Annotated in this window: 18 protein-coding genes; 6 read left to right on the top strand and 12 right to left on the bottom strand. The window is 55.1% G+C overall.

What is annotated here, in order from left to right; translation table 11 throughout:
* Positions 1-41: 41 nt before the first annotated feature.
* Positions 42-617 carry a flavin reductase family protein gene (locus BJ887_RS07010; protein ID WP_032678235.1) on the bottom strand — a complete coding sequence of 192 codons (576 nt, stop codon included), beginning with the start codon at positions 615-617 and terminating at the stop codon, positions 42-44.
* 143 nt (positions 618-760) lie between these two features.
* Between BJ887_RS07010 and nhoA the strand changes: the two genes are divergently transcribed.
* Positions 761-1606 (top strand): N-hydroxyarylamine O-acetyltransferase, encoded by an 846-nt coding sequence (gene nhoA, locus BJ887_RS07015; RefSeq protein ID WP_121339647.1) that lies wholly within the window; start codon positions 761-763, stop codon positions 1604-1606.
* Positions 1607-1648: 42 nt separating this feature from the next.
* Here the strand turns inward: nhoA and narI are convergent, their stop codons facing one another.
* The 6 genes from narI to BJ887_RS07045 all read right to left on the bottom strand — a co-directional run bounded on the left by narI (position 1649) and on the right by BJ887_RS07045 (position 10536).
* Entirely contained in the window at positions 1649-2329 is a 681-nt protein-coding gene (gene narI / locus BJ887_RS07020; RefSeq protein WP_014170231.1) for a respiratory nitrate reductase subunit gamma, read from the bottom strand.
* Positions 2326-3021 (bottom strand): nitrate reductase molybdenum cofactor assembly chaperone, encoded by a 696-nt coding sequence (gene narW / locus BJ887_RS07025; RefSeq protein WP_121339648.1) that lies wholly within the window; start codon positions 3019-3021, stop codon positions 2326-2328. Before narW ends, narI begins: the two co-directional genes overlap by 4 nt.
* Positions 3021-4565 carry a nitrate reductase subunit beta gene (gene narH / locus BJ887_RS07030; protein WP_020884050.1) on the bottom strand — a complete coding sequence of 515 codons (1545 nt, stop codon included), beginning with the start codon at positions 4563-4565 and terminating at the stop codon, positions 3021-3023. Before narH ends, narW begins: the two co-directional genes overlap by 1 nt.
* On the bottom strand, positions 4562-8302 hold the full coding sequence (locus BJ887_RS07035; protein ID WP_025204127.1) for a nitrate reductase subunit alpha: 3741 nt from the start codon (positions 8300-8302) through the stop codon (positions 4562-4564). Before BJ887_RS07035 ends, narH begins: the two co-directional genes overlap by 4 nt.
* A gap of 66 nt (positions 8303-8368) precedes the next feature.
* Positions 8369-9754, bottom strand: coding sequence for a NarK family nitrate/nitrite MFS transporter (locus BJ887_RS07040; protein WP_025204128.1), 1386 nt, complete (start codon positions 9752-9754; stop codon positions 8369-8371).
* 206 nt (positions 9755-9960) lie between these two features.
* Entirely contained in the window at positions 9961-10536 is a 576-nt protein-coding gene (locus BJ887_RS07045) for a TetR family transcriptional regulator (RefSeq protein WP_020884053.1), read from the bottom strand.
* Positions 10537-10652: 116 nt separating this feature from the next.
* On the opposite strand from BJ887_RS07045, the gene BJ887_RS07050 reads away from it, so the two are divergent.
* Positions 10653-12140, top strand: a complete 1488-nt coding sequence (locus BJ887_RS07050; protein ID WP_121339649.1) for an MFS transporter — start codon at positions 10653-10655, stop codon at positions 12138-12140.
* 38 nt (positions 12141-12178) lie between these two features.
* Here the strand turns inward: BJ887_RS07050 and BJ887_RS07055 are convergent, their stop codons facing one another.
* The 3 genes from BJ887_RS07055 to yddG all read right to left on the bottom strand — a co-directional run bounded on the left by BJ887_RS07055 (position 12179) and on the right by yddG (position 15299).
* Positions 12179-12637, bottom strand: a complete 459-nt coding sequence (locus BJ887_RS07055) for a GFA family protein (RefSeq protein ID WP_020884055.1) — start codon at positions 12635-12637, stop codon at positions 12179-12181.
* A 79-nt stretch (positions 12638-12716) separates the two neighbouring features.
* Complete coding sequence (gene ompD / locus BJ887_RS07060; RefSeq protein WP_020884056.1) at positions 12717-13790, bottom strand: porin OmpD; 1074 nt, start codon at positions 13788-13790, stop codon at positions 12717-12719.
* Between the two features lie 630 nt (positions 13791-14420).
* The gene (yddG, locus tag BJ887_RS07065; protein WP_044857755.1) at positions 14421-15299 is read right to left on the bottom strand and encodes an aromatic amino acid DMT transporter YddG; all 879 of its coding nucleotides are present in this window, start codon (positions 15297-15299) and stop codon (positions 14421-14423) included.
* 221 nt (positions 15300-15520) lie between these two features.
* Here yddG and fdnG point away from each other — a divergent pair, with 221 nt between their 5' ends.
* From fdnG to fdnI, 3 genes are read left to right on the top strand one after another with little or no spacing between them, the layout of a single operon-like run.
* Positions 15521-18568: a formate dehydrogenase-N subunit alpha gene (gene fdnG / locus BJ887_RS07075; RefSeq protein WP_229216828.1), complete on the top strand. Its 3048-nt coding sequence runs from the start codon at positions 15521-15523 to the stop codon at positions 18566-18568.
* An 11-nt stretch (positions 18569-18579) separates the two neighbouring features.
* On the top strand, positions 18580-19464 hold the full coding sequence (fdxH, locus tag BJ887_RS07080) for a formate dehydrogenase subunit beta (RefSeq protein WP_121339651.1): 885 nt from the start codon (positions 18580-18582) through the stop codon (positions 19462-19464).
* On the top strand, positions 19457-20110 hold the full coding sequence (fdnI, locus tag BJ887_RS07085; protein ID WP_044859317.1) for a formate dehydrogenase-N subunit gamma: 654 nt from the start codon (positions 19457-19459) through the stop codon (positions 20108-20110). Before fdxH ends, fdnI begins: the two co-directional genes overlap by 8 nt.
* Before the next feature lie 43 nt (positions 20111-20153).
* Here fdnI and ppk2 read toward each other — a convergent pair whose 3' ends face one another.
* Positions 20154-20972 carry a polyphosphate kinase 2 gene (gene ppk2 / locus BJ887_RS07090; protein WP_025204134.1) on the bottom strand — a complete coding sequence of 273 codons (819 nt, stop codon included), beginning with the start codon at positions 20970-20972 and terminating at the stop codon, positions 20154-20156.
* Between the two features lie 166 nt (positions 20973-21138).
* On the opposite strand from ppk2, the gene araJ reads away from it, so the two are divergent.
* On the top strand, positions 21139-22317 hold the full coding sequence (gene araJ, locus BJ887_RS07095; protein WP_040017569.1) for an MFS transporter AraJ: 1179 nt from the start codon (positions 21139-21141) through the stop codon (positions 22315-22317).
* Between the two features lie 30 nt (positions 22318-22347).
* Here the strand turns inward: araJ and BJ887_RS07100 are convergent, their stop codons facing one another.
* A complete protein-coding gene (locus BJ887_RS07100) occupies positions 22348-23550 on the bottom strand; it encodes an NAD(P)/FAD-dependent oxidoreductase (protein WP_086532482.1) in 1203 nt (400 codons plus the stop codon).
* Between the last annotated feature and the right edge of the window lie 165 nt (positions 23551-23715).

The following is a 23715-nucleotide window of genomic DNA, read 5'->3' on the forward strand; positions in this document are numbered from 1 at the left end:
TTAAAAGCCCTTTCCCTCGCGGAGAGGGCTTTTTTTATAGGCTATTTTTCCAGCGCCTTTACCATTTTCCCACTGGTCACAAACGTCCCGGCCCCCAGATGATGCAGGGTGTTCAGCTTATCGCCGTCAAACTGCCAGCGTCCGGCGACAAACGCGCGTTCATCTGCGGCTGCCGAAACAACCTCACCAAACAGCGTATCGTATTTTTCTGCAGCTGCGGTAACCGGGAGTAAACGACACTCCATCCACGCCAGGCATTTCTCTTCAATTACCGGCAGGCCGAGTACCGGACCTTGCACAACCGGGATCCCGTAGCAGTTGAACTTGTCTTCGTCGCGCCCGCTCACGCTGCCGACGGCGTAAGTCCAGTTAGCCGCTGCCACGGCGGGGATGACGATGCCGAACTTCCCGCTGCGCTCAATCAGTTCGCGCGACCAGGTGCTTTTGTCCACCACAATTGCGATACGCGGTGGCTCAAACTCCACCGGCATCGACCAGGCCGCAGCCATGACGTTACGACGGTCGATAGACTCATCGCGGCTGGTAATCAGTACCGTAGGGCCATGGTTCAGCAGACGGCTGGCATGCTTTAATTCAACGGGACGAAACGCGCTCATGAACATTCCTCTCAGCAGGTATGCTGGCATTAAACGTCTGATGGGGAGCCGAAATCAAGATGCATCCGCAAAAAGCACTTTTGCGCATATGGAGGCCGGAAAATAGTTTATAAACAGGGAACATCACATCATGGAAGCGAATCATGTCCCCATTTCTGAGTGCTTATTTTGCCCGTACGGGCTGGCAACAGCCTGTTCAGGTTGACATCGACACCCTGCGGGCGCTGCATCTACACCACAACTGCGCGATCCCCTTCGAGAATATTGACGTCGTGATGCCGCGCGAAATCCATCTGGAAGATCAGTGCTTGGTCGACAAACTGGTGACGGCGCGTCGTGGAGGCTATTGCTTTGAGCAGAACGGCCTCTTTGAACGTGTTTTGCGTGAAGTGGGCTATACGGTTCGCAGCGTGCTGGGCCGCGTGGTCTTAGCCAATCCGCCACAGATGCCGCCGCGTACGCATCGTCTGCTGCTGGTTGAACTCAACGGCGAGCGCTGGATTGCCGACGTCGGTTTTGGCGGACAGACGCTGACGGCGCCGATTCGTTTGCTCGCCAACGATGAGCAGGAGACACCCCACGGGCTGTACCGTTTGCTGAGCGAGGGCAACGACTGGATCCTGCAGTTCAGCCACCACGATCACTGGCAGTCGATGTACCATTTTGATCTGACAACACAGTATTTCAGCGATTACGTGATGGGCAACTTCTGGTCGGCGCACTGGCCGCAATCCCATTTTCGCCACCATCTGTTGATGTGTCGCCATCTGCCTGACGGCGGAAAGCTGACCCTGACCAACTTTAACTTTACCCACTGGCAGAAGGGGCATGTGGAAGAGCAGGTCCATCTTCCCGACGCGAACGCGCTGTATCAGGTGATGCAGTCACGGTTTGGACTGGGCGTAGACGATCCCAAACACGGGTTTTCGCTGGACGCGCTGACGGCGGTGATGGCCGGGTTTGATACACATCCTCAGGCCGGGAAATAGACCGGTGGCGCTGCGCTCAGGCGTAGCGCCACCCGGCAACACTCAGCGGCGCGATCTCACCACCTGATATCTGCGCGTTAAATACTCCACCGGCGCGCTCCAGACGTGCACCAGTCGGGTGAAGGGGAAGATCAGGAAAATGGTCATGCCCAGCACCAGATGAACACGGAAGATAAACGCCACGCCCGCCAGATGTTCGGACGAGCCACCGCGGAAGGTCACTACCGACTGCGCCCAGTCCACCAGCTTGAGCATCTCGCTGCCGTCGGGATATTTCGCGGAGAACGGAATGGTGGTGAGCCCAAGAATACACTGCACCAGCAAAATGCAGAGGATCAGGATATCTGCCGTGGAGGAGGTCGCCCGGATACGCGGGTTCGTCAGCCGGCGAATCAATAATCCCGCACCGCCCACCAGCGTGAGCACGCCGCAAACGCCGCCCAGAATCATCGCCATCAGCTGTTTCTGCGACATCGGCAGAAACCACGAATAAACCCAGTGCGGCGTCAGCATCCCGAAAAGATGTCCGAAGAAGATCCCCAGGATCCCGATATGGAACAGATTCGACCACAGCACCATGCCGCGCTTATCCAGCATCTGGCTGGAGGAGGCGCGCCAGGTATACTGCCCGTAGTCGTAACGCAGCCAGCTTCCCACCAGAAAAACCGTGCCGCACAGATAGGGGTAAATATCGTAGAAAAAGACGTTCAGAAACTGGATCATTTTGGGCCTCCCGCACTGACGTCGACATACTGTGGGGCAACGTCCTGGCTAAAGCGTCGTTGATATTGCTGCATCGGTGAGGTATCACACGATGTGGCGTTGTCCTCGATAAACTTGACCTGTTCCTCTTCCCAGACGGCGTCCAGCGCCTGGCGGGTATCATCCCGTTTCTCGGTGGAAACCTGTTTCGCCACGCTGTCGCTGGTCAGACGCGTGCCTGCGAGCGTCAGGAGCGCATCGAACAGCTGATAATGCGCCACGCTGCGCTGCTTCAGGCGACCGCCAATCAGCGCCAGGATCGGCGCAACGTTTTGTAGCCCTTCTCGGGCCTCGTCGTCGGTGACGAGACTGAGATACTCCAGGTAGAGCGGCAGATAGTCCGGCAATTCGCGACAGTCCAGCTGCAGGCCGGCTTTTTCGTACTGGCTCATCAGGTCGACCATCGCCTGGCCGCGATCGCGGGATTCAGCATGAACGTGCTCAAACAGCAGCAGCGAGGTCGCACGACCCCGCTCAAACACCTCGCACCATTCGGCCTGCTTATCCAGCAGCGCGGCATCCAGATGCTGGCGGGCAAAGGGCAGTAACGCAGGGAGATCCTGTTCTATCAGGGAAAGTGCTTCCTCGCGATTTTCCCATAATGTTTCATCGGGATACTCAATCAGCAGGGCGATGATTTTGAGGATCTGCATCACTCTCCCTCCCCGTGGTCGCGCACTTCGGTGATGTTGATGGCATCAATACGGCTGCTGTTAAAGAGGTTGAATTTGGTGTCGGAACCGTGGCACCCGTCGCCAAAGGAGAAGCCGCAGCCGTTGCGTTCCGGGAAGGCGTCGCGCGCCATTTCGCGGTGGCTGGTGGGGATCACGAAACGATCTTCGTAGTTGGCAATCGCCAGATAGCGGTACATCTCTTCGACCTGCTCAACGCTAAGGCCCACTTCTTCGATGGCGCGCGTATCGGTCACGCCTTCAACGGTCTGAGAGCGTTTGTAATGACGCATGGCCATCATGCGTTTGAGGGCGCGCAGCACCGGAGCAGGATCGCCCGCGCTGAGCATGTTGGCCAGATACTGCACCGGTATGCGCAGACTTTCGACCGCCGGTAACACGCCGTCGTTGAGCGGCAGGCCGCCCGCGTCCGCGTAAGACTGGATCGGTGACAGCGGCGGAACGTACCAGACCATCGGCAGGGTGCGGTATTCCGGATGCAGCGGCAGGGCCAGCTTCCAGTCCATCGCCATCTTGTAAACCGGGGAACGCTGGGCGGCGTCAATCACGTTCTGCGGAATACCTTGCTTGAAGGCTTCTTCAATGACCGCCGGGTCATGCGGATCAAGGAACACGTCACACTGGCGTTCATAGAGGTCGGTTTCATGTTCGGTGCTGGCCGCTTCTTCAATGCGATCCGCGTCATACAGCAGCACGCCCAGATAGCGAATACGCCCGACGCAGGTCTCCGAACAGACGGTTGGCTGGCCGGACTCAATGCGCGGGTAGCAGAAGATGCATTTCTCCGACTTTCCGCTTTTCCAGTTGAAGTAGATTTTCTTGTACGGGCAACCGCTGATGCACATGCGCCAGCCACGGCATTTGTCCTGGTCAATCAGCACAATGCCGTCTTCTTCACGCTTGTAGATGGCACCGCTCGGGCAGGTGGCCACGCAGCTCGGGTTCAGGCAGTGTTCACACAGGCGCGGCAGGTACATCATGAAGGTGTTTTCAAACTGGCCGTACATCTCCTTCTGGATCTTGTCGAAGTTGCGGTCGCGGGCGCGTTTTTCGAACTCGCCGCCAAGCAGTTCTTCCCAGTTCGGGCCGCCAACAATTTTGTCCATCCGTTTGCCGCTAATCAGCGAGCGCGGGCGGGCCGTCGGGAGGTGATCGCCTTGTGGTGCACGGTGCAGATCCTGGTAATCAAACGTGAAGGGCTCGTAGTAATCATCAATGCCGGGCAGGGACGGGTTGGCAAAGATTTTTGACAGCACGCCCACGCGCCCGCCGAGACGCGGCGTCAGCTTGCCGGTGATCCCGCGTACCCAGCCGCCTTGCCACTCCTCCTGATCTTCCCAGTTTTTCGGGTAGCCAATCCCCGGTTTGGTTTCAACGTTGTTGAACCACGCATATTCCATACCTTCACGCCCGGTCCAGACGTTTTTACAGGTGACCGAGCAGGTGTGACAGCCAATGCATTTGTCGAGATTCAGCACCATTCCAACCTGTGAGCGTATTTTCATTTTTTCGCCTCCTGTACCTGATCCCGACCTTCGCCATCCAGCCAGTTAATGTTTTTCATTTTGCGGATCATGATGAACTCGTCGCGGTTAGAGCCAACGGTGCCGTAATAGTTGAAGCTGTACGCCAGCTGGGCGTAGCCGCCAATCATGTGTGTCGGTTTGGGACAGACGCGCGTCACCGAGTTATGGATCCCGCCGCGACGACCGGTGACTTCTGAACCCGGAATATTCAGGATACGTTCCTGCGCGTGGTACATCATGGTCATGCCCGGCGGGACGCGCTGGCTCACCACTGCCCGGGCGGTCAGGGCCCCGTTGGCGTTGAAGGCTTCGATCCAGTCGTTGTCTTCAATGCCTAACTCTCTGGCATCGGTTTCGCTGATCCAGACGATAGGCCCCCCGCGTGACAGCGTCTGCATCAGCAGGTTTTCACTGTAGGTCGAGTGAATGCCCCATTTCTGGTGTGGCGTCAGGAAGTTCAGCGCCTTCTCCGGGAAGCCGTTCGGCGGGATTTCGCGCATATGGCTAACGCTTCGGGTATCAATCGGTGGGCGATAGGCCACCAGACTTTCCCCGAATGCGCGCATCCACGGATGGTCCTGATACAGTTGCTGGCGACCGGAAAGGGTGCGCCAGGGAATAAGCTCGTGAACGTTGGTATAACCGGCGTTATAGGAGACATGCTCACTTTCAAGGCCCGACCAGGTGGGGCTGGAGATAATTTTCCGCGGCTGGGCCTGAATATCGCGGAAGCGGATTTTCTCATCTTCTTTGTTCAGCGCCAGATGGGTGTGATCGCGACCGGTCAGTTCGCCCAGCGCTTGCCAGGCTCGCACTGCCACCTGGCCATTCGTTTCAGGGGCGAGGGCGAGGATCACTTCAGAGGCGTCAATCGCCGTTTCAATACGCGGGCGTCCTTTTGCCGGGCCATCGAGCTTCACGTAGTTCAGCTTGCCAAGGAAATCGACCTCGCTCTGGGTATTCCATGAAATGCCTTTCCCGCCGTTGCCGAGTTTGTCCATCAGCGGGCCGAGTGAAGTAAAGCGCTCGTAGGTTTCCGGATAATGACGTTCGACCACCGCAATCGTCGGCGCCGTTTTACCCGGAATGAGATCGCATTCGCCTTTGCGCCAGTCCTGAATATCAAACGGCTGTGACAGTTCTCCCGGGGAGTCGTGCTGCAGCGGCTGCAGTACCACGTCCGTTTCGGTGCCAAGATGGCCGACGCACACCTCTGAGAAAACGCTGGCAATACCTTTGTAGATCTCCCAGTCGCTGCGGGATTCCCAGGCCGGGTCGACGGCAGCTGAAAGCGGATGAATAAACGGATGCATATCCGACGTATTCATGTCGTCTTTTTCATACCATGTCGCGGTGGGCAGCACGATATCGGAGAACAGGCAGGTGCTGGACATGCGGAAATCGAGCGTCACCAGCAGGTCAAGCTTGCCCTCAATGGCCTGAGTTTGCCACTCCACTTCTTCGGGCTTCACGTCATCCGTCGACCCTAAATCCTCGCCCTGAATGCCGCTTTCAGTACCGAGCAGGTATTTGAGCATGTACTCGTGACCTTTCCCCGAAGAGCCGAGCAGGTTAGACCGCCAGACAAACAGATTGCGCGGGTGGTTTTTACCGTTGTCAGGCTGTTCGCAGGCGAAACGTATATCGCCCGATTTTAATGCCTGCACGGTATACTCCTGCGGGGTCATGCCGGCAGCGTCGGCCCGGGCTTTAATGTGCAACGGATTGAGGTTTAGCTGCGGTGCCGAGGGCAGCCAGCCCATACGCTCTGCCCGGACGTTAAAATCGATCAGGTGACCGGTGAATTTTGTCGCGTCCGCCAGCGGAGAGAGTAACTCCTGCGCGGTCAGTTTCTCATAACGCCACTGGCAGGCGTGGTTGTAGAAGTACGACGTACTGTTCATCTGGCGCGGGGGACGGTTCCAGTCCAGCGCAAACGCCAGCGGCAGCCAGCCGGTTTGCGGACGCAACTTCTCCTGACCCACATAGTGTGACCAGCCGCCGCCGCTTTGACCCACGCAGCCGCAGAACACCAGCATGTTGATCATCCCGCGGTAGTTCATGTCCATGTGGTACCAGTGGTTCACCCCGGCGCCGAGGATAATCATCGACCGGCCGTGCGTTTTGTGCGCCGTGTCGGCAAACTCACGGGCAATTTTCTCTATCAGGTAAGCAGGGACGCCGGTGATCTGCTCGCCCCAGGCGGGAGTATAAGCTTTGATCTGGTCATAGCTGCCCGCCGCGTTGCTGTCTTCCAGACCACGATCGAGGCCGTAGTTAGCGAGAATCAGATCGTAAACGCTGACCACCCGTTTCTGGCTGCCATCGGCCAGCGTCAGGGTTTTACTCGGCACACGGCGCGTCAGGACCGGCTCCTGCTTAACGCTACGAAAGTGTGGATTTTCATTACCGCCAAAATAGGGGAATGCCACCTCTGCCACGCTGTCGTGGGTAATCAGCAGCGAGAGGGTGAGCTCAGTTTCATGATCTGCCGCCAGCGGCGCCAGGTTCCATTTGCCTTTTTCGCCCCAGCGGAAACCAATGGACCCGTTCGGCACCACCAGATCGCCGGCGATATCAAAGGCGACGGTTTTCCACTCAGCATTATTGGCTTCTCCCAGCCCGTCCGTGAGATCAGAGGCCCGCAGCATCCGCCCCGGCACCACGCGGCCATCGGCCTGTTCATCCAGCAGCACCAGCATCGGCATGTCGGTGTAGCGGCGGCAGTAGTTCAGGAAGTACTCGCTGGGGTTGTCGAGATGGAACTCTTTGAGGATCACGTGGCCCATTGCCATCGCCAGCGCGCTGTCGGTGCCTTGCTTGGGTGCCAGCCACTGATCGCTCAGTTTGGCGACCTCGGAGAAGTCCGGGGTGATGGCCACGGTTTTGGTGCCTTTGTAGCGGACCTCGGTAAAGAAGTGGGCATCTGGCGTACGCGTCTGCGGAACGTTAGACCCCCAGGCAATGATGTAGCTGGAGTTGTACCAGTCTGCGGATTCCGGCACGTCGGTCTGCTCGCCCCACGTCATGGGCGAGGCGGGCGGTAAATCACAATACCAGTCATAAAAGCTGAGACAGGTGCCGCCCAGCAGAGAGAGATAACGCGTCCCGGCGGCATACGAGACCATCGACATCGCCGGAATCGGTGAAAAACCGGCCACGCGATCGGGGCCGTAGTGTTTAATGGTCCAGACGTTGGCGGCAGCAATCAGCTGGTTCAGCTCTTTCCAGCTGGAGCGGATAAATCCGCCGTGTCCGCGTGCCTGCTTGTAGCTCCGGCTCTTCTGCGGATCGTTCTGAATGGCATCCCAGGCCAGCACCGGATCGCTGTGTTGCGCCAGCGCGTCACGCCACAGTTCGATCAGCGTGCGGCGCACCAGCGGGTATTTCAGCCGGTTGGCGCTGTATAGGTACCAGGAATAACTTGCACCGCGCGGGCAGCCGCGCGGCTCGTGGTTAGGCAGGTCGGGGCGGGTACGCGGGTAGTCGGTCTGCTGGGTTTCCCAGGTAACCAGGCCGTTTTTGACGTAGATTTTCCAGCTACAGGAGCCCGTGCAGTTCACGCCATGGGTGGACCGCACAATCTTGTCGAACTGCCATCGCTGTCGGTAGCTGTCCTCCCAGTCACGGTTGGTGTTGTACACCTGCCCGTGTCCATTGGCGAAGCTGTCGCCTTTTTGTTTGAAATAGCGAAAGCGATCCAACAGTTTACTCATGACATTTCTCCTGCTTCGATAGCCTTTTCGGAGAGGGCTGCCCACTCTCAGGCGAATGTGTAATTGTTATTGTTGTGAAGATTTGCGGCCATAAACCAGCCAGGTCACCAGGACGCAGACGATGTAAAACACGAGAAAAACTTTCATGGCACCCACAGGCGAGCCGGTCATGGCCAGCGACGTGCCGAAGGCTTTCGGAATGAAGAACCCGCCGACGGCACCGATGGCGGATATGAAGCCCAGCGCTGCCGCGGTTTCGGTCACTGCTTCATGCTGCGCCTGCTCGTCACTTCCCCCTTGTTGCTTCACGCGGGTGAGGGTGATTTGGCGGAAAATGATGGCAATCATCTGAAACGTTGATCCGCTGCCCAGTCCGGCGGTGAGGAACAGGCCCATAAAGACCAGATAGAAGGCGAGAAAACTGCCCGACCCGGAACCGGGAAGCGTCAGGAAAAGCAGGGCGCTGAAAAGCGCCATAAAGACGAAGTTAATCAGGGTGACACGTACGCCGCCAAGTTTGTCTGAGATCATCCCGCCCGCAGAACGGGCCAGCGCGCCAATCAGTGGGCCAAAAAAAGCCAGATGGAGGATATTGACGTCAGGAAACTGGGTTTTCGACAGCATGGCGAAGCCTGCTGAAAAACCGATAAACGAACCGAAGGTTGCCAGGTAGAGGAGGCTCAGGAGCCACAGGTGAAAACGTTTTAACACCGGTAGCTGGCTGGCAATCGTGGCCTTAGAGCTCGCGATGTCATTCATGCCGAAAAACGCCGCAATCGTGGCCAGCAAAAGAAGGGGCGCCCAAATCCACGCGGCATTGGCCAGCCACATCGTTGATCCGTCATCCTGCGGCACGCCGTTTACGCCGAGAAAGGTGAACATGGGCAGGAAGATCACCAGCGGCGCGACCAGCTGCATTACGCTCACGCCCAGGTTCCCCAGCCCGCCGTTAATCCCCAGGGCGCTACCCTGTTTCGTTTTCGGGAAGAAGAAGCTGATATTGCCCATGCTGGAGGCGAAGTTAGCGCCGGCAAAACCACACAGCAGCGCGATGACGATAAAGATCCAGTAGGGAGTGGCAGTGTCCTGAATCGCGATCCCCAACCAGACGCACGGAACAATCAGGATCACCGTGCTTAACACCGTCCAGTAGCGTCCACCAAAGAGAGGAACCATAAACGAGTAGGGGACGCGCAATATCGCACCGGACAGGGAGGGTAAGGCTGTTAGCATAAAAAGCTGGTCGGTGGAAAAATTAAATCCAACTTTATTCAGATTGACCGCAATGGCACTAAATAACATCCATACGCAAAACGCTAATAACAGGCAAGCCACAGAAATTAAAAGATTTCTTCGGGCAATATGTTTTCCTTTATTTTCCCAGAATTGCGCGTTTTCGGGTTTCCAGTTGCTCAGCAGATAAGGATTATTCTTCTCACTTTGTTGTGACATGTCGCCCTCTTGCTTAACCATAAAAAGAAAAAATGGAGTAAAAACAGGTGGATGTCTGACAGTGTGTTTCTGGAATTATTGGATGGTTTGGGATACATCTGAAAGGATAGATAAAAAAGCGAATCCCTGATCCGGGAGGGGAAATAAGGGTTCGCTTAATGTGTTACGAATTGTAAGTGAGGGCTGTTAATACTCATAAGTGAGTATTAACACAATTCCAGAGAGATTAATTTATCAAGATGGTTATTAAAGGCAGCGTCGTCCATCTCTGGGATATCTAATATATAAATGCCGTCCAGGCCACACACCAGACCAATTAAACGCCAGGCAATATTTTCTGGCCGATCGCCCGGGGTAAAATCTCCCGCGTCAGTGCCTGCTTTGATAAGGGCGACGGTCTCCTGGTGCCACATCTCCATGGTCAGTACATATGCACCCCTGATGTCCGTATCCCGGCTTGCCAGGATCTGCGCCTCACGCCACAGGCGAATATAGGGCTCAAATCGGCCATCATCGCTGCCGAGCATGGCATGCAGCTGCTGTCGCCAGCTGGCCTGCTTGCCGACCACATCCGCATCCAGCAGTTCACGGATCAACCGCACAAAAGCCAGCGATTTTAGCTCCCCGCCAGAGGTGAAATGATGGTGGACCTGTCCGGTGGCGACGCCGGCTTCGGCGGCAATTCGCCGTACCGTCATTGCGGAAAGTCCGTCAGAGAGCGCCACGCGCATAGCGGCCTGTAAAATCTCTTCCCGCCTTTCATCCTTGCTCAGATATCGCATTTTCACTCACTCTTAATGGGACTGAAACAAGTGTAACAAAAAGCTGGACACTCGTTCAACTTTACGTAGGATCGCAAGCTGGACATGTGTCCATGATTTAAAAGAAAAGGAAATTTATGTTTCGTCAGTGGTTAGCGTTAGTCATTATCGTGCTGGTGTATATCCCGGTGGCGATCGACGCGACGGTACTGCACGTAGCGGCGCCGACGTTGAGTATGACGCTGGGTGCCAGCGGTAACGAATTATTGTGGATCATCGATATATACTCGCTGGTGATGGCGGGGATGGTGCTGCCGATGGGCGCGCTGGGTGACCGCATTGGTTTTAAACGGTTGTTGATAATTGGCAGTACGCTGTTTGGCTTGTCATCGCTGGCAGCTGCATTTGCGCCTTCAGCAGGATGGCTGATTGCTGCCCGCGCCTCGCTGGCGATTGGGGCGGCGATGATCATCCCGGCCACGCTTGCGGGGATCCGCACGTTGTTCGTTAATGCGCGCGATCGCAACATCGCGCTTGGGGTCTGGGCCGCCGTCGGTTCAGGCGGTGCGGCGTTTGGTCCGTTGATTGGCGGTATGTTGCTGGAGCATTTTTACTGGGGATCGGTCTTTTTGATCAACGTGCCGATCGTGGTCATCGTTGTTTCCCTTGCCGCGCGTCTGGTGCCTCGTCAACAGGGACGCCCGGAACAGCCGCTGAATATTGCCCATGCAGTCATGCTGATTGTGGCGATATTGCTGCTGGTCTACAGCGCGAAAACCGCGCTCAAAGGGGGGCTTTCTCCGTGGCTGGTGGCAATGACGCTGCTCACCGGAGCGGTGATGCTGATGATCTTTGTGCGGATCCAGCTTCGCGCCCGCGTGCCGATGATCGACATGCGCCTGTTCTGTCATCGCATTATTTTAAGCGGTGTCGTGATGGCGATGACCGCCATGATCGCGCTCGTGGGGTTTGAGCTGTTGATGGCCCAGGAGCTGCAGTTTGTGCATGGCTTTACGCCGTTTGAAGCGGGGATGTTTATGCTGCCGCTGATGGTCGCCAGCGGGTTTAGCGGGCCGATTGCCGGTGTGCTGGTCGGTCGTCTGGGGCTGCGGCTGGTGGCGGCAGGCGGAATGGGGCTGAGTGCCGTCAGCTTTATCGGTCTGTCACTGCTCGACTTCAGCACGCAGCACTGGCAGGCATGGAGTCTGATGGTGCTGCTGGGCTTCAGTGCCGCCAGTGCGCTGCTGGCCTCAACCTCGGCAATTATGGCGGCTGCGCCAAAAGAGAAAGCGGCTGCCGCAGGGGCGATTGAAACCATGTCCTATGAGCTGGGCGCAGGGTTGGGCATTGCCATTTTTGGTCTGCTGTTAACCCGCAGCTTCTCGGCGTCAATTGTCCTGCCGCAGGGACTGAGCGCGACGCTGGCCGATAAGGCCTCGTCATCGATTGGCGAAGCGGTGAACGTTGCGCAGAGCCTGACTCCAGGGCTGGCGGAGTCGTTAATTGCGGCGGCAAAAACGGCCTTTATCACGTCACACAGCGTGGCGTTAGGCAGTGCCGGCGCAATGTTACTGGTGCTGGCGGTCGGGATTTGGTTTAGCCTGGCAAACGTACCGAAACAGTAAAAAACAGGCCCGGTGGTGCAATGCTAACCGGGCAACCCTCAGTGTGCGTCATGGGGAGTCAGCAGGCAGCGCTTGTCGTGTGCTTCAATTTCGGTGCCACTAAAGCGCGCGTATTGCCCGGTCAGGCCAAAGAATGCGGGTTGCGTTTCTGTATAGATTTCAGCGGCAAGTATCAGACGGCGACGTTCGTCTTCGCTCATCTCAAGCTGTGTCCAGGGAATGAAATAGCGCGTCGTTGAGCGTGCGGTCAGCGTGAACCACAGCGGGCAACCGCATCCGGGACAAAACCAGCGTTCGCCGCGCGCAGATGACGTGAAATGAGAAGGGGCTATCGACTCTTCTTCCACAAGCGGTTGACCCTGCGCTTCCAGATACATGGCCATTCCCCCCGACCATTTCTGGCACTGGGTACAGTGGCAGGCATAGACGTCGAAGTTGTTGAGGGAAACGCTGAATTGGCTCATCCCACACAGGCAGCGTCCTTTGAAAATATGCATGGCGTGCTCCTTTATTACGCCAGTCAAACCGAATAAAAAAAGCCAGCCACGAAGGCTGGCTTTTTTATACTAACAAATCTTAGAACTGGTAGGTCAGACCAACAGCAACGATGTTGTCGGTAGAAACGCCAGCTGCTTTAGTGAAGCTGCTGTCGTCAACCAGGTTGATTTTGTAATCAACGTAGGTAGACATGTTTTTGTTGAAGTAGTAGCTCGCGCCAACGTCAACGTATTCAACCAGATCCTGGTCGCCGTAAGTACCAATGTCTTTACCTTTGGATTTCAGGTAAGCAATGGATGGACGCAGACCGAAGTCGAACTGGTACTGAGCAACCACTTCGAAGTTCTGCGCTTTGTTAGCGATGAAACCGCTACCGAAGTTGGTCATGTTACGGGTTTCAGAGTAGGTGGTTGCCAGGTAGATGTTGTTGGCATCGTATTTCAGACCCGCAGCCCATACTTCCGCGTTTTCGCCGCCTGCATTCAGATTGCTTGCAGCAGCAACCTGACGGTCAGTACGGTCAGATTTCGCGTAGGTAGCACCTACACCGAAGCCTTCGAATTCATAAGTAGAAGACAGACCCCAGCCGTCACCGTTCGCTTCGGTGATGTCGTTACGGTCGTTTTTACCCTGGTACTGAGCAGCCACGTTCAGGCCGTCAACCAGACCGAAGAAGTCGGTGTTACGGTAAGTTGCAACGCCAGTCGTACGGCCAGTCATAAAGCCATCAGTCTGAGTCCAGGTATCACCACCGAATTCTGGCAGAACGTCAGTCCATGCGCCGATGTCGTAAGCAACACCGTAGTTACGACCGTAGTCGAAAGAACCGAATTCGTTGAATTTCAGGCCCGCGAATGCCAGACGGGTTTTGTTGCCGTCAGAACCCTGAGATTCAGAGCGGTTGCCTTTGAACTCGTATTCCCACTGGCCGTAACCGGTCATCTGGTCGTTGATCTGAGTTTCACCTTTGAAGCCCAGACGAACATAGGTTTTGTCGCCGTCGTTGCCAGCGTCATCAGAGAAATAGTGCAGACCTGTTACTTTGCCGTACAGATCCAGTTTGTTACCGTCTTTGTTAAAAACTTCAGCCGCGTTTACAACGCCTGCTGCCAACATGGAAGTCACTGCCACTGCAACTAATTTAAGTTTCATCTTAAATATTCCTTATAATTTTCTTCAGTATTTCCTGAGCCACTTTGAACGATTTCTAAACGAGGCTAATCATCAATGGCATGCTATTTTTAAGAATCTTGTAGTAGGGTTTCAATAATAAGTTTCAAAATATTAGCAATAATTTCAATTAGTGTGATCCGGATCGGATAAATTGCGGCTGTAACGAATGGGATGGTGGGGATTTGTGCATTTTTTGATGAATTATTCAACAAAACCATTGGCCGCAATATAGTTTTCGGCCGTTTTAGTTTCTTTTGTTAATTGTCGGTATTTTCTGTCTTTTTGCTCGTTTGATATAAATGTCAGTTGTTTAAAATCAATGGGTTAACTATTCCATTGTACGGGATAATCGTTGTTGGGCATGAAACACACAGAAACACACTATTGCACTTTGTGCTATATACATTGTTAATATTCGCAAGGGATTAATAACGTAACGGTGTCAAGTTATGTCAATAAAAGACGACGGGGATTTACGAAAGGGCGGTAATATAAACAGAATCTAAACGGCTTTTCTAACGCGCCGATCATTATTTTGACGCGCGATCACATATTAAATTTATGTTAATTCCCGCCGGGCGATTATGGACCCGGCAGAAGATAGCGATATTATTTTCGCGTGGCGTACCAGCACAACAATGACCCGGCACAAACCATTAATGCGCCTTGCCAGAAAGAAAACGAGAGGGGGGAATTCAGCAATACGGCAGCGAGTGCTGCTGAGAGTACAGGCGTGAAATAGGATACCGCTGCGAGTACCGTGACGTTGCCATGAAGAATACCGATATTCCATGCCGCATAGCCAAACCCCAGTGCGACGCTGCACATGATGAGCTTTACGACCACCGGGAGAGTAAACACCATTTGCGGCTGTTCGCTGAACGCATATTTCACCCACAGACTGAGCGCGGTGAGCAGCACGAAAAGCGTTATCCCGTTTTGCCCGTTGGCAAACTTACTGGTGACGGTGCAGTAAGCCGCCCAGATAAAAGCCCCGGCGAACGCCAGCGCGTAGCTGAGCGGGCTTGAGATGACATTACGCATGATTTCATCAAGATGTAGCCCTTGTTCTCCGCCTAATACCCAACAGACGCCCAACAATGAGACGGCTAAGCCCGGGATCACCCACAGGGTGGACCGTTGGCCGTTAAATAAAATGGCAAACACAATCGTCAGGCTTGGCCAGAGATAATTGACCATTCCCACTTCGATAGCCTGGGAGCGCGTTGCGGCATAGCCTAACGACAGGGCGAGGCAAATTTCATAGCTGACAAACAGCACGCTGCCGGCAATAAGATACCGGGGTGAAAACCGTCTGATATCAGGAAATCCTACCGTCACCAGGCACAGTAATCCGCTGAGGGTGTATATCATTGCGGCGCCTCCCACCGGTCCCAGCCCCTCACTGACGCTACGAATGAGGCCAACCATGGTGCTCCACAACAGTATCGCCGCCAGTCCCGTGAGCGTTGCTCTCTTTCTGTCCATAACCCTGCCATTGCTATAAAAATCAAAGGAAAAATTTATAGCATTAATCCGCCTGCCATCGCGAATTATTCTCTTAAGTCTTTAATCAAAAAGAGGTATTTAAAGTCCGTGGGGGTGACTATTAAGGGGGTGAAGACAAGTGACCTTGATTTGACGCAAAAAAAACAGGGTCTTTACTGCTAGTTTGCGGCGCGAAGTCTTAAATGAAAACGAGGACAACAATGGACGTCAGCCGCAGACAATTTTTTAAAATCTGCGCGGGCGGTATGGCCGGAACAACAGCCGCAATGCTGGGATTTGCACCCAAAATGGCGCTGGCTCAGGCACGCAACTATAAACTGCTGCGCGCTAAAGAGATCCGTAACACCTGCACATACTGTTCCGTAGGTTGTGGGCTTTTAATGTATAGCCTGGGCGATGGCGCGAAGAACGCCAAAGAAGCGATTTATCATATTGAAGGGGACCCGGATCATCCGGTGAGCCGTGGCGCACTTTGTCCGAAAGGGGCGGGTCTGCTGGATTATGTCCACAGCGAAAACCGTCTGCGCTATCCGGAATACCGTGCGCCAGGATCTGACAAATGGCAGCGTATCTCCTGGGATGAGGCGTTTTCCCGAATCGCAAAACTGATGAAAGCTGACCGCGACGCCAACTTTATCGAAAAGAACGCGCAGGGCGTTACGGTGAACCGCTGGCTGTCGACCGGCATGCTGTGCGCGTCCGCGGCAAGTAATGAAACCGGCATGCTGACGCAAAAATTTGTGCGCTCCCTCGGCATGCTGGCGGTAGATAACCAGGCGCGCGTCTGACACGGACCAACGGTAGCAAGTCTTGCTCCAACATTTGGTCGCGGTGCGATGACCAACCACTGGGTTGATATTAAAAACGCCAACGTCGTGATGGTGATGGGCGGTAATGCCGCTGAAGCCCATCCGGTGGGTTTCCGCTGGGCGATGGAAGCGAAAAACAATAACGATGCGACGCTGATCGTTGTCGATCCGCGCTTTACACGTACGGCATCGGTGGCGGATATCTATGCGCCTATTCGCTCCGGTACGGACATTACGTTCCTCTCGGGCGTTCTGCTGTACCTGATTGAAAACAATAAAATTAACGCTGAATACGTTAAGCATTACACCAATGCCAGCCTCCTGGTACGGGATGATTTTGCCTTTGAAGAGGGGTTGTTCAGCGGTTATGACGCGGAAAAACGGCAGTACGATAAATCGTCCTGGAACTACCAGTTCGATGAAAACGGCTACGCCAGACGCGATGAGACCCTGAGCCATCCGCGCTGCGTATGGAATTTGCTGAAACAGCATGTTTCCCGCTATACGCCGGACGTCGTGGAGAATATCTGCGGTACGCCAAAAGCAGATTTCCTCAAGGTGTGTGATGTACTGGCGTCAACCAGCGCCGCCGACAGAACCACGACGTTCCTGTATGCGCTCGGCTGGACGCAGCATACCGTCGGTGCGCAAAACATCCGCACCATGGCAATGATCCAACTGTTGCTCGGAAACATGGGGATGGCCGGCGGTGGCGTGAACGCCCTGCGCGGACACTCCAATATTCAGGGCTTGACCGATCTGGGCCTGCTGTCGACCAGCCTGTCAGGCTATCTGACGCTGCCGTCTGAAAAGCAGACTGATTTGCACAGCTATCTGGCGGCCAACACGCCAAAAGCGACGCGTGCCGATCAGGTGAACTACTGGAGTAACTATCCGAAGTTCTTCGTCAGCCTGATGAAGTCGTTCTATGGCGATGCCGCGCAGAAGGAAAACGACTGGGGCTTCGAGTGGTTGCCGAAATGGGACCAGGCCTACGACGTCATTAAGTATTTCAACATGATGGATAAGGGCAACGTCACGGGCTACATCTGCCAGGGCTTTAACCCGGTGGCGTCTTTCCCGGACAAAAACAAGGTCGTTCGCAGCCTGAGCAAACTGAAGTACATGGTGGTTATCGATCCGCTGGTGACCGAGACCTCCAACTTCTGGCAGAACCACGGCGAGATGAACGACGTCGATCCTGCATCGATTCAGACTGAAGTGTTCCGCCTGCCGTCCACCTGTTTTGCAGAAGAAGACGGGTCGATTGCCAACTCCGGCCGCTGGCTGCAGTGGCACTGGAAAGGCCAGGATGCACCGGGTGAAGCGCGTAACGACGGCGAAATCCTGGCCGGGATTTACCATCGTCTGCGTGAAATGTATCGCACCGAAGGCGGGAAAGGCGCTGAACCGCTGCTGAGGATGAGCTGGAATTACAAACAGCCGGACCATCCTGAATCCGAAGAGGTCGCCAAAGAGAATAACGGCATTGCGCTGGCGGATCTGTATGACGCGAACGGCACGCTGCTGGCGAAGAAAGGTCAGTTGCTCAACAGCTTCGCGCTGCTGCGGGATGACGGCACGACCGCGTCGTCATGCTGGATCTACACCGGTTGCTGGACGGAACAGGGTAACCAGATGGCGAACCGCGATAACGCTGACCCGTCAGGGCTGGGCAATACGCTGGGCTGGGCGTGGGCATGGCCACTGAACCGTCGCGTGCTGTACAACCGTGCTTCTGCGGATATCAACGGCAAACCGTGGGATCCGAAACGGATGCTGATCGAATGGAACGGCAGCAAATGGACGGGTAACGATATTCCGGACTTCAGCACCGCCGCACCGGGCAGTGAGACCGGGCCGTTTATCATGCAGCCGGAAGGGCTGGGACGCCTGTTTGCCCTCGATAAGCTGGCGGAGGGGCCATTCCCGGAACACTACGAGCCAATGGAAACGCCGCTCGGAACCAACCCGCTGCACCCGAACGTCATATCCAGTCCGGTGGTGCGTATCTATGAAGAGGACGTCCTGCGTTTAGGCAAGAAGGACAGGTTCCCGTATGTCGGGACAACCTACCGCCTGACCGAGCATTTCCATACCTGGACCAAGCATGCACGGCTTAACGCCATTGCCCAGCCGGAACAGTTTGTGGAGATCAGCGAAACGCTGGCGAAAGCGAAGGGTATTGCCAACGGTGACCGCGTGAAGGTGAGCAGCAAGCGCGGCTTTATTCGCGCGGTTGCGGTGGTTACGCGTCGTCTGCAGGCGCTGAACGTGCATGGTCAGCAGGTGGAAACCGTCGGTATTCCGCTGCACTGGGGCTTTGAAGGGGTGGCGCAAAAAGGCTACCTCGCCAATACCCTGACGCCAAACGTCGGCGATTCCAACTCGCAAACGCCGGAGTACAAAGCGTTTCTGGTCAACATCGAGAAAGCGTAAGGAGCGAATACATGGCAATGGAAACACAGGACATTATTAAACGCTCCGCGACCAACTCCATCACCCCCGCGCCTCGTGCGCGGGATGATAAGGCAGAAGTCGCCAAGCTTATCGATGTCACTTCCTGCGTAGGCTGTAAAGCCTGCCAGGTGGCCTGCTCGGAGTGGAACGATATCCGCGATGAAGTGGGACACTGCGTCGGGGTTTACGATAATCCGGCGGACCTGAGTGCCAAATCCTGGACGGTGATGCGTTTTAGCGAAACCGATCAGAACGGCAAGCTGGAGTGGCTGATCCGTAAAGACGGTTGTATGCACTGCGAAGATCCGGGATGCCTGAAGGCCTGTCCGTCAGCCGGGGCCATCGTCCAGTACGCCAACGGGATTGTCGATTTCCAGCAGGATAACTGCATCGGTTGCGGCTACTGCATTGCGGGCTGTCCGTTTAATATTCCGCGCCTCAATAAAGAGGATAACCGGGTCTACAAATGCACCCTGTGTGTCGATCGCGTGAGCGTCGGGCAGGAGCCTGCCTGCGTGAAAACCTGTCCGACCGGGGCTATCCACTTCGGGACAAAAAGAGAGATGCTGGAGGTAGCCCAGCAGCGCGTGGACAAACTGAAAGCGCGCGGTTACGCCAGTGCGGGCATTTATAACCCGCAGGGGGTGGGGGGAACGCACGTGATGTATGTTCTGCACCATAACGACCAGCCGGAGCTGTACCACAATCTGCCGAAAGATCCTGCGATCGATACCTCGATCAACCTGTGGAAAGGGGCGCTCAAACCGCTCTCTGCGGCGGGCTTTATCGCTACTTTCGCCGGGTTGATTTATCACTACATCGGTATCGGACCCAACAAAGAGGTGGATGACGATGAGGAGGAACCTCATGAGTAAGTCATGGATTGTGCGCACGAAGTTTGTCGACCGCGCCTGTCACTGGACGGTAGTGATCTGCTTCTTCCTGGTGGCGGTCTCGGGGATCTCCTTCTTCTTCCCGACGCTGCAGTGGCTGACGGAAACCTTCGGGACGCCACAGATGGGGCGTATTTTGCATCCGTTCTTCGGCGTGCTGATTTTCGTGGTGCTGATGTTTATGTTTGCGCGCTTCGTACATCACAATATTCCGGATAAGCATGACATTCCATGGCTGAAGGGGATTATTGAGGTTCTGAAGGGCAATGAGCATAAGGTTGCGAAGGTCGGGAAATACAACGCCGGGCAGAAGATGATGTTCTGGACCATCATGAGCATGATTTTTGTTCTGCTGGTCACCGGCGTCATTATCTGGCGGCCGTACTTTGCGCACTACTTCCCCATTCAGGTGATTCGCTACGCGCTGCTCATTCACGCGACGTCAGCCATCATTCTGATCCACGCCATCCTGATCCACATGTATATGGCCTTCTGGGTCAAAGGGTCGATTAAAGGCATGATTGAAGGGAAGGTGAGCCGCCGCTGGGCGCAGAAACACCACCCGCGCTGGTACCGTGACGTTGAGCGGCTGGAAGCGAAACAGGAAAGTACGAAAGGGATGCCGTAAGTCCCGCGCTCGCGGGTCAGCGAATGACCCGCGAGCGCTTCAGTCAAAAACGCTCTTCAACATACCGGAACGGGTATTGGGTTGGCTTCACTTTACCAATCTTACGCTTCGGCAAACTCACCGCTTCGATGTGAATGGCTTTGTACGGGATTTGCGCCAGCAGGTGCGAAATAATGTTCAGGCGCACGCGTTTTTTATCTTCCGAACGGGCGACAAACCACGGTGCCCAGGCGGTGTCGGTGGCTGCAAACATCGCATCTCGCGCCACGGTATATTCATCCCATAGATTGAAAGACTTAATGTCCATTGGAGATAATTTCCAGGTCTTTCGCCCGTCGTTGATACGATCGCGCAGACGACGCTCCTGTTCTTTCGGCGTGACCTCCAGCCAGTATTTGAGCAGGATGATCCCGGCATCCACCATTGCTTTTTCCATCACCGGCGTGCCATCAAGAAACTTCTCGACCTGCTCCGGTGTACAGAATCCCATCACCCGTTCAACGCCCGCACGGTTGTACCAGCTGCGGTCAAAAATGACGATTTCGCCGGCGGCTGGCAGGTGGGGGACATAGCGCTGGAAATAGAGCTGGGTCTTCTCTTTTTCCGTCGGAGCGGGGAGCGCAACAACCCGGAAGACGCGTGGGCTAACGCGTTCAGTGATGGCTTTAATGGTTCCGCCTTTACCGGCACCGTCGCGCCCTTCAAAGACAATACAGACCTTTAAACCCTTTGCGACGACCCACTGCTGGAGCTTAACCAGTTCAACGTGGAGGCGACGAAGCTCTTTTTCATACTCTTTCGTTTTTAACGGCTCATGCTTTATGACATCAACTGCGACACTGGTTTTCTTCTTGCTTCCCATGATTGTCATCCTCAGGTTGTCCGGCGCGGGAAAAAGCGGGGCCGCACTATGAAGTGTAATCCACCTGAATTAATGGATTAACGTGTCAGCCAGCTGATTTGAACTGGCTCACCATACAAGATTGTTCAATAATGCCCGTCGCGCGTTGTTAACCAGTGGTTGTGGTATGAAAAAGACAATTTTTTCGTTGGCACTTGGCACGTTTGGCCTGGGAATGGCTGAATTTGGCATTATGGGCGTATTAACTGAACTGGCCCATGACACCGGAATTTCAATTCCCGCCGCCGGGAATATGATTTCGTTTTACGCCTTTGGTGTGGTGATTGGTGCCCCGATTGTGGCGTTGTTCTCAGGCAAGTTCTCGTTAAAATCCACGCTGTTGTTTCTGGTGGTGTTGTGTGCCGTCGGAAATGCAATTTTTACCTTTTCAACGTCGTATGCCTGGCTGGCTATAGGGCGGCTGATTTCCGGTTTTCCGCACGGCGCCATTTTTGGCGTCGGGGCGATTATTCTCTCGAGAATTGCGCCTCCGGGGAAGGTGACGGTCGCCGTGGCGGGCATGATAGCCGGCATGACGGTTGCCAATCTGGTGGGCGTACCGCTGGGCACCTGGCTGGGTCATGAATTCAGCTGGCGCTATACCTTTTTCCTGATTGCCCTGTTTGATGCTCTGGTGATCATCTCGGTACTGGTCTGGGTGCCGCACATCCATGATCGCTCCGAAATCAAATTGACCGCGCAATTTTCCTTTCTGAAAAAACCGGAGCCGTGGCTGATTTTTGCCGCCACCATGTTTGGCAATGCTGGCGTGTTTGCGTGGTTCAGCTTCGTCAAACCGTTTATGGTCAACGTCTCTGGCTTCTCCGAAGGCGTCATGACGGTCATCATGATGCTGATGGGGCTGGGTATGGTGTTAGGTAATCTCCTGAGCGGGAAATTATCGGGTCGCTTCAGTCCGCTGCGTATTGCCGCCACCACCGACATGGTCATTGTCGCGTCACTGCTGTTGCTATTCGCCTTTGGGGAACATAAAACGGCGTCGCTGGTGATGGGCTTTATCTGCTGTGCCGGGCTGTTTGCACTCTCTGCGCCGCTGCAAATTCTTCTCCTGCAAAATGCGAAGGGCGGTGAGATGCTGGGTGCCGCAGGCGGGCAGATGGCATTTAACCTCGGCAGTGCGATAGGGGCGTATTTTGGCGGGATGATGATCACGCTTGGCTTTAGCTGGAGCTATGTCACGCTGCCAGCGGCTGTGCTCTCTTTCTCAGCCATGAGTTCACTGCTGATCTACGCGCACCTTCGGGCCAGAAAGGCAGACGCCGGTTCGCTCGCTTCCGCACGTTGAACCGCGCCGGTAAGGCGCGGTAGAAGGGCATTAGACAAATTTCGCCAACGGATCGGCAGCGGCAAACGCCACGGCTTTGTCCGCTGCTGGCGGGTAGATAAGTTCATTGGTGATGGCGATTTTGATTTTCTTTGCGTCATCACGCACCGATTTGACGGCCTGGTCCCACCCTTCAGTGTAAACGGCACCCCAGGCACCCAGGTCCAGACAGGTCACGTAGTTAACCTGGCGGTAAGGATAAGGCGTGCGATTCAACAGGCTGGCTGCCGCGTTGTGGCCGGCAAATTTACCCAACTGGATCGCGTGCTGGCAGGTCATTAGCGCCGTGTTCCCCATCTCGTCCGTTCTGGCGTAGGCCATATCTCCCGTCGCGTACACGTCCGGATGAGCCGGAACTTGCAGCGTTTCTGTCACTTTTAGACGCCCCTGGTTATCGCGTTCGCCGTTAATCTGTTGTCCAAGCGGGTTTGCTTCAACGCCTGCCGTCCAGACTACGGTTGCAGCGGGGATACGTTCGCCGTTTTTCAGCGTTACGCCGTTCGCATCGATGGCCTCAATTTCACTGTTCAGACGCCACTCAATCCCCAGTTCCTGGCTCGCGTCTTCAATGGTGTTACGCAATGCTTCACTGTATCGTCCACCAATGACATGACCCCTTTCAACTACGATAACTCTTGTCGCTGTATCATCACCGAAGCGAGCGCGCAGTCGGGCAGGAAGCTCGGTTGCCAGTTCAATGCCGGTAAAACCGCCGCCACAGACAACCACGGTATTGCGCGCAGCGGTGGAAGGGCGCGAGACCAGGGAGTCAAGATGCTGCTCAAAGGTCTGTGCGGATTCAAGCTGATCGATATCAAAGGCGTACTCAGCCAGCCCGGCAATCGGGGGACGCTTGCTCTGACTGCCGGTGGCCAGCACTAACCGCTCGTAACTCACTGCGGCAGTTACGCCATTCGTATCACGATAGGAAACGCTTTTCCCTTTTATATCAATGGATTCTGCTTTACCGGCGATAAAATCAATACCCAGTTCAGCGAACAGTCCGGTCAGCGGCGAGACCAGCGACGTCACGTTCTCTTCATAGAAGCGCGGGCGAACACGCAACTCGGGGGCGGGTGCCAGCACGGCGATCTTCAGGCTGTTATTGCCCTCCAGCGCATTCAGACGCGCGGCACTGACGGCAGCCCACATGCCGGAAAAACCACTGCCCACAATTAAAATCTGCTTTTTCATCTTCGATCCTTTTGATCATCACGCTGTATACCTGACATAACTGCAACTATACTTGTCGCAGTTAACTGCGACAACTTCTTTCTGAGTTAAATTTTAATGCTGCATAAAATCAGCATGTTAATGAAAAAGGGGAGGGTAGTTGTGATTGTGGGCAATAACGCCGTT

The organism is Enterobacter sp. WPR_3_1 (genome assembly GCF_003635055.1).
GTDB lineage: Bacteria > Pseudomonadota > Gammaproteobacteria > Enterobacterales > Enterobacteriaceae > Enterobacter > Enterobacter ludwigii.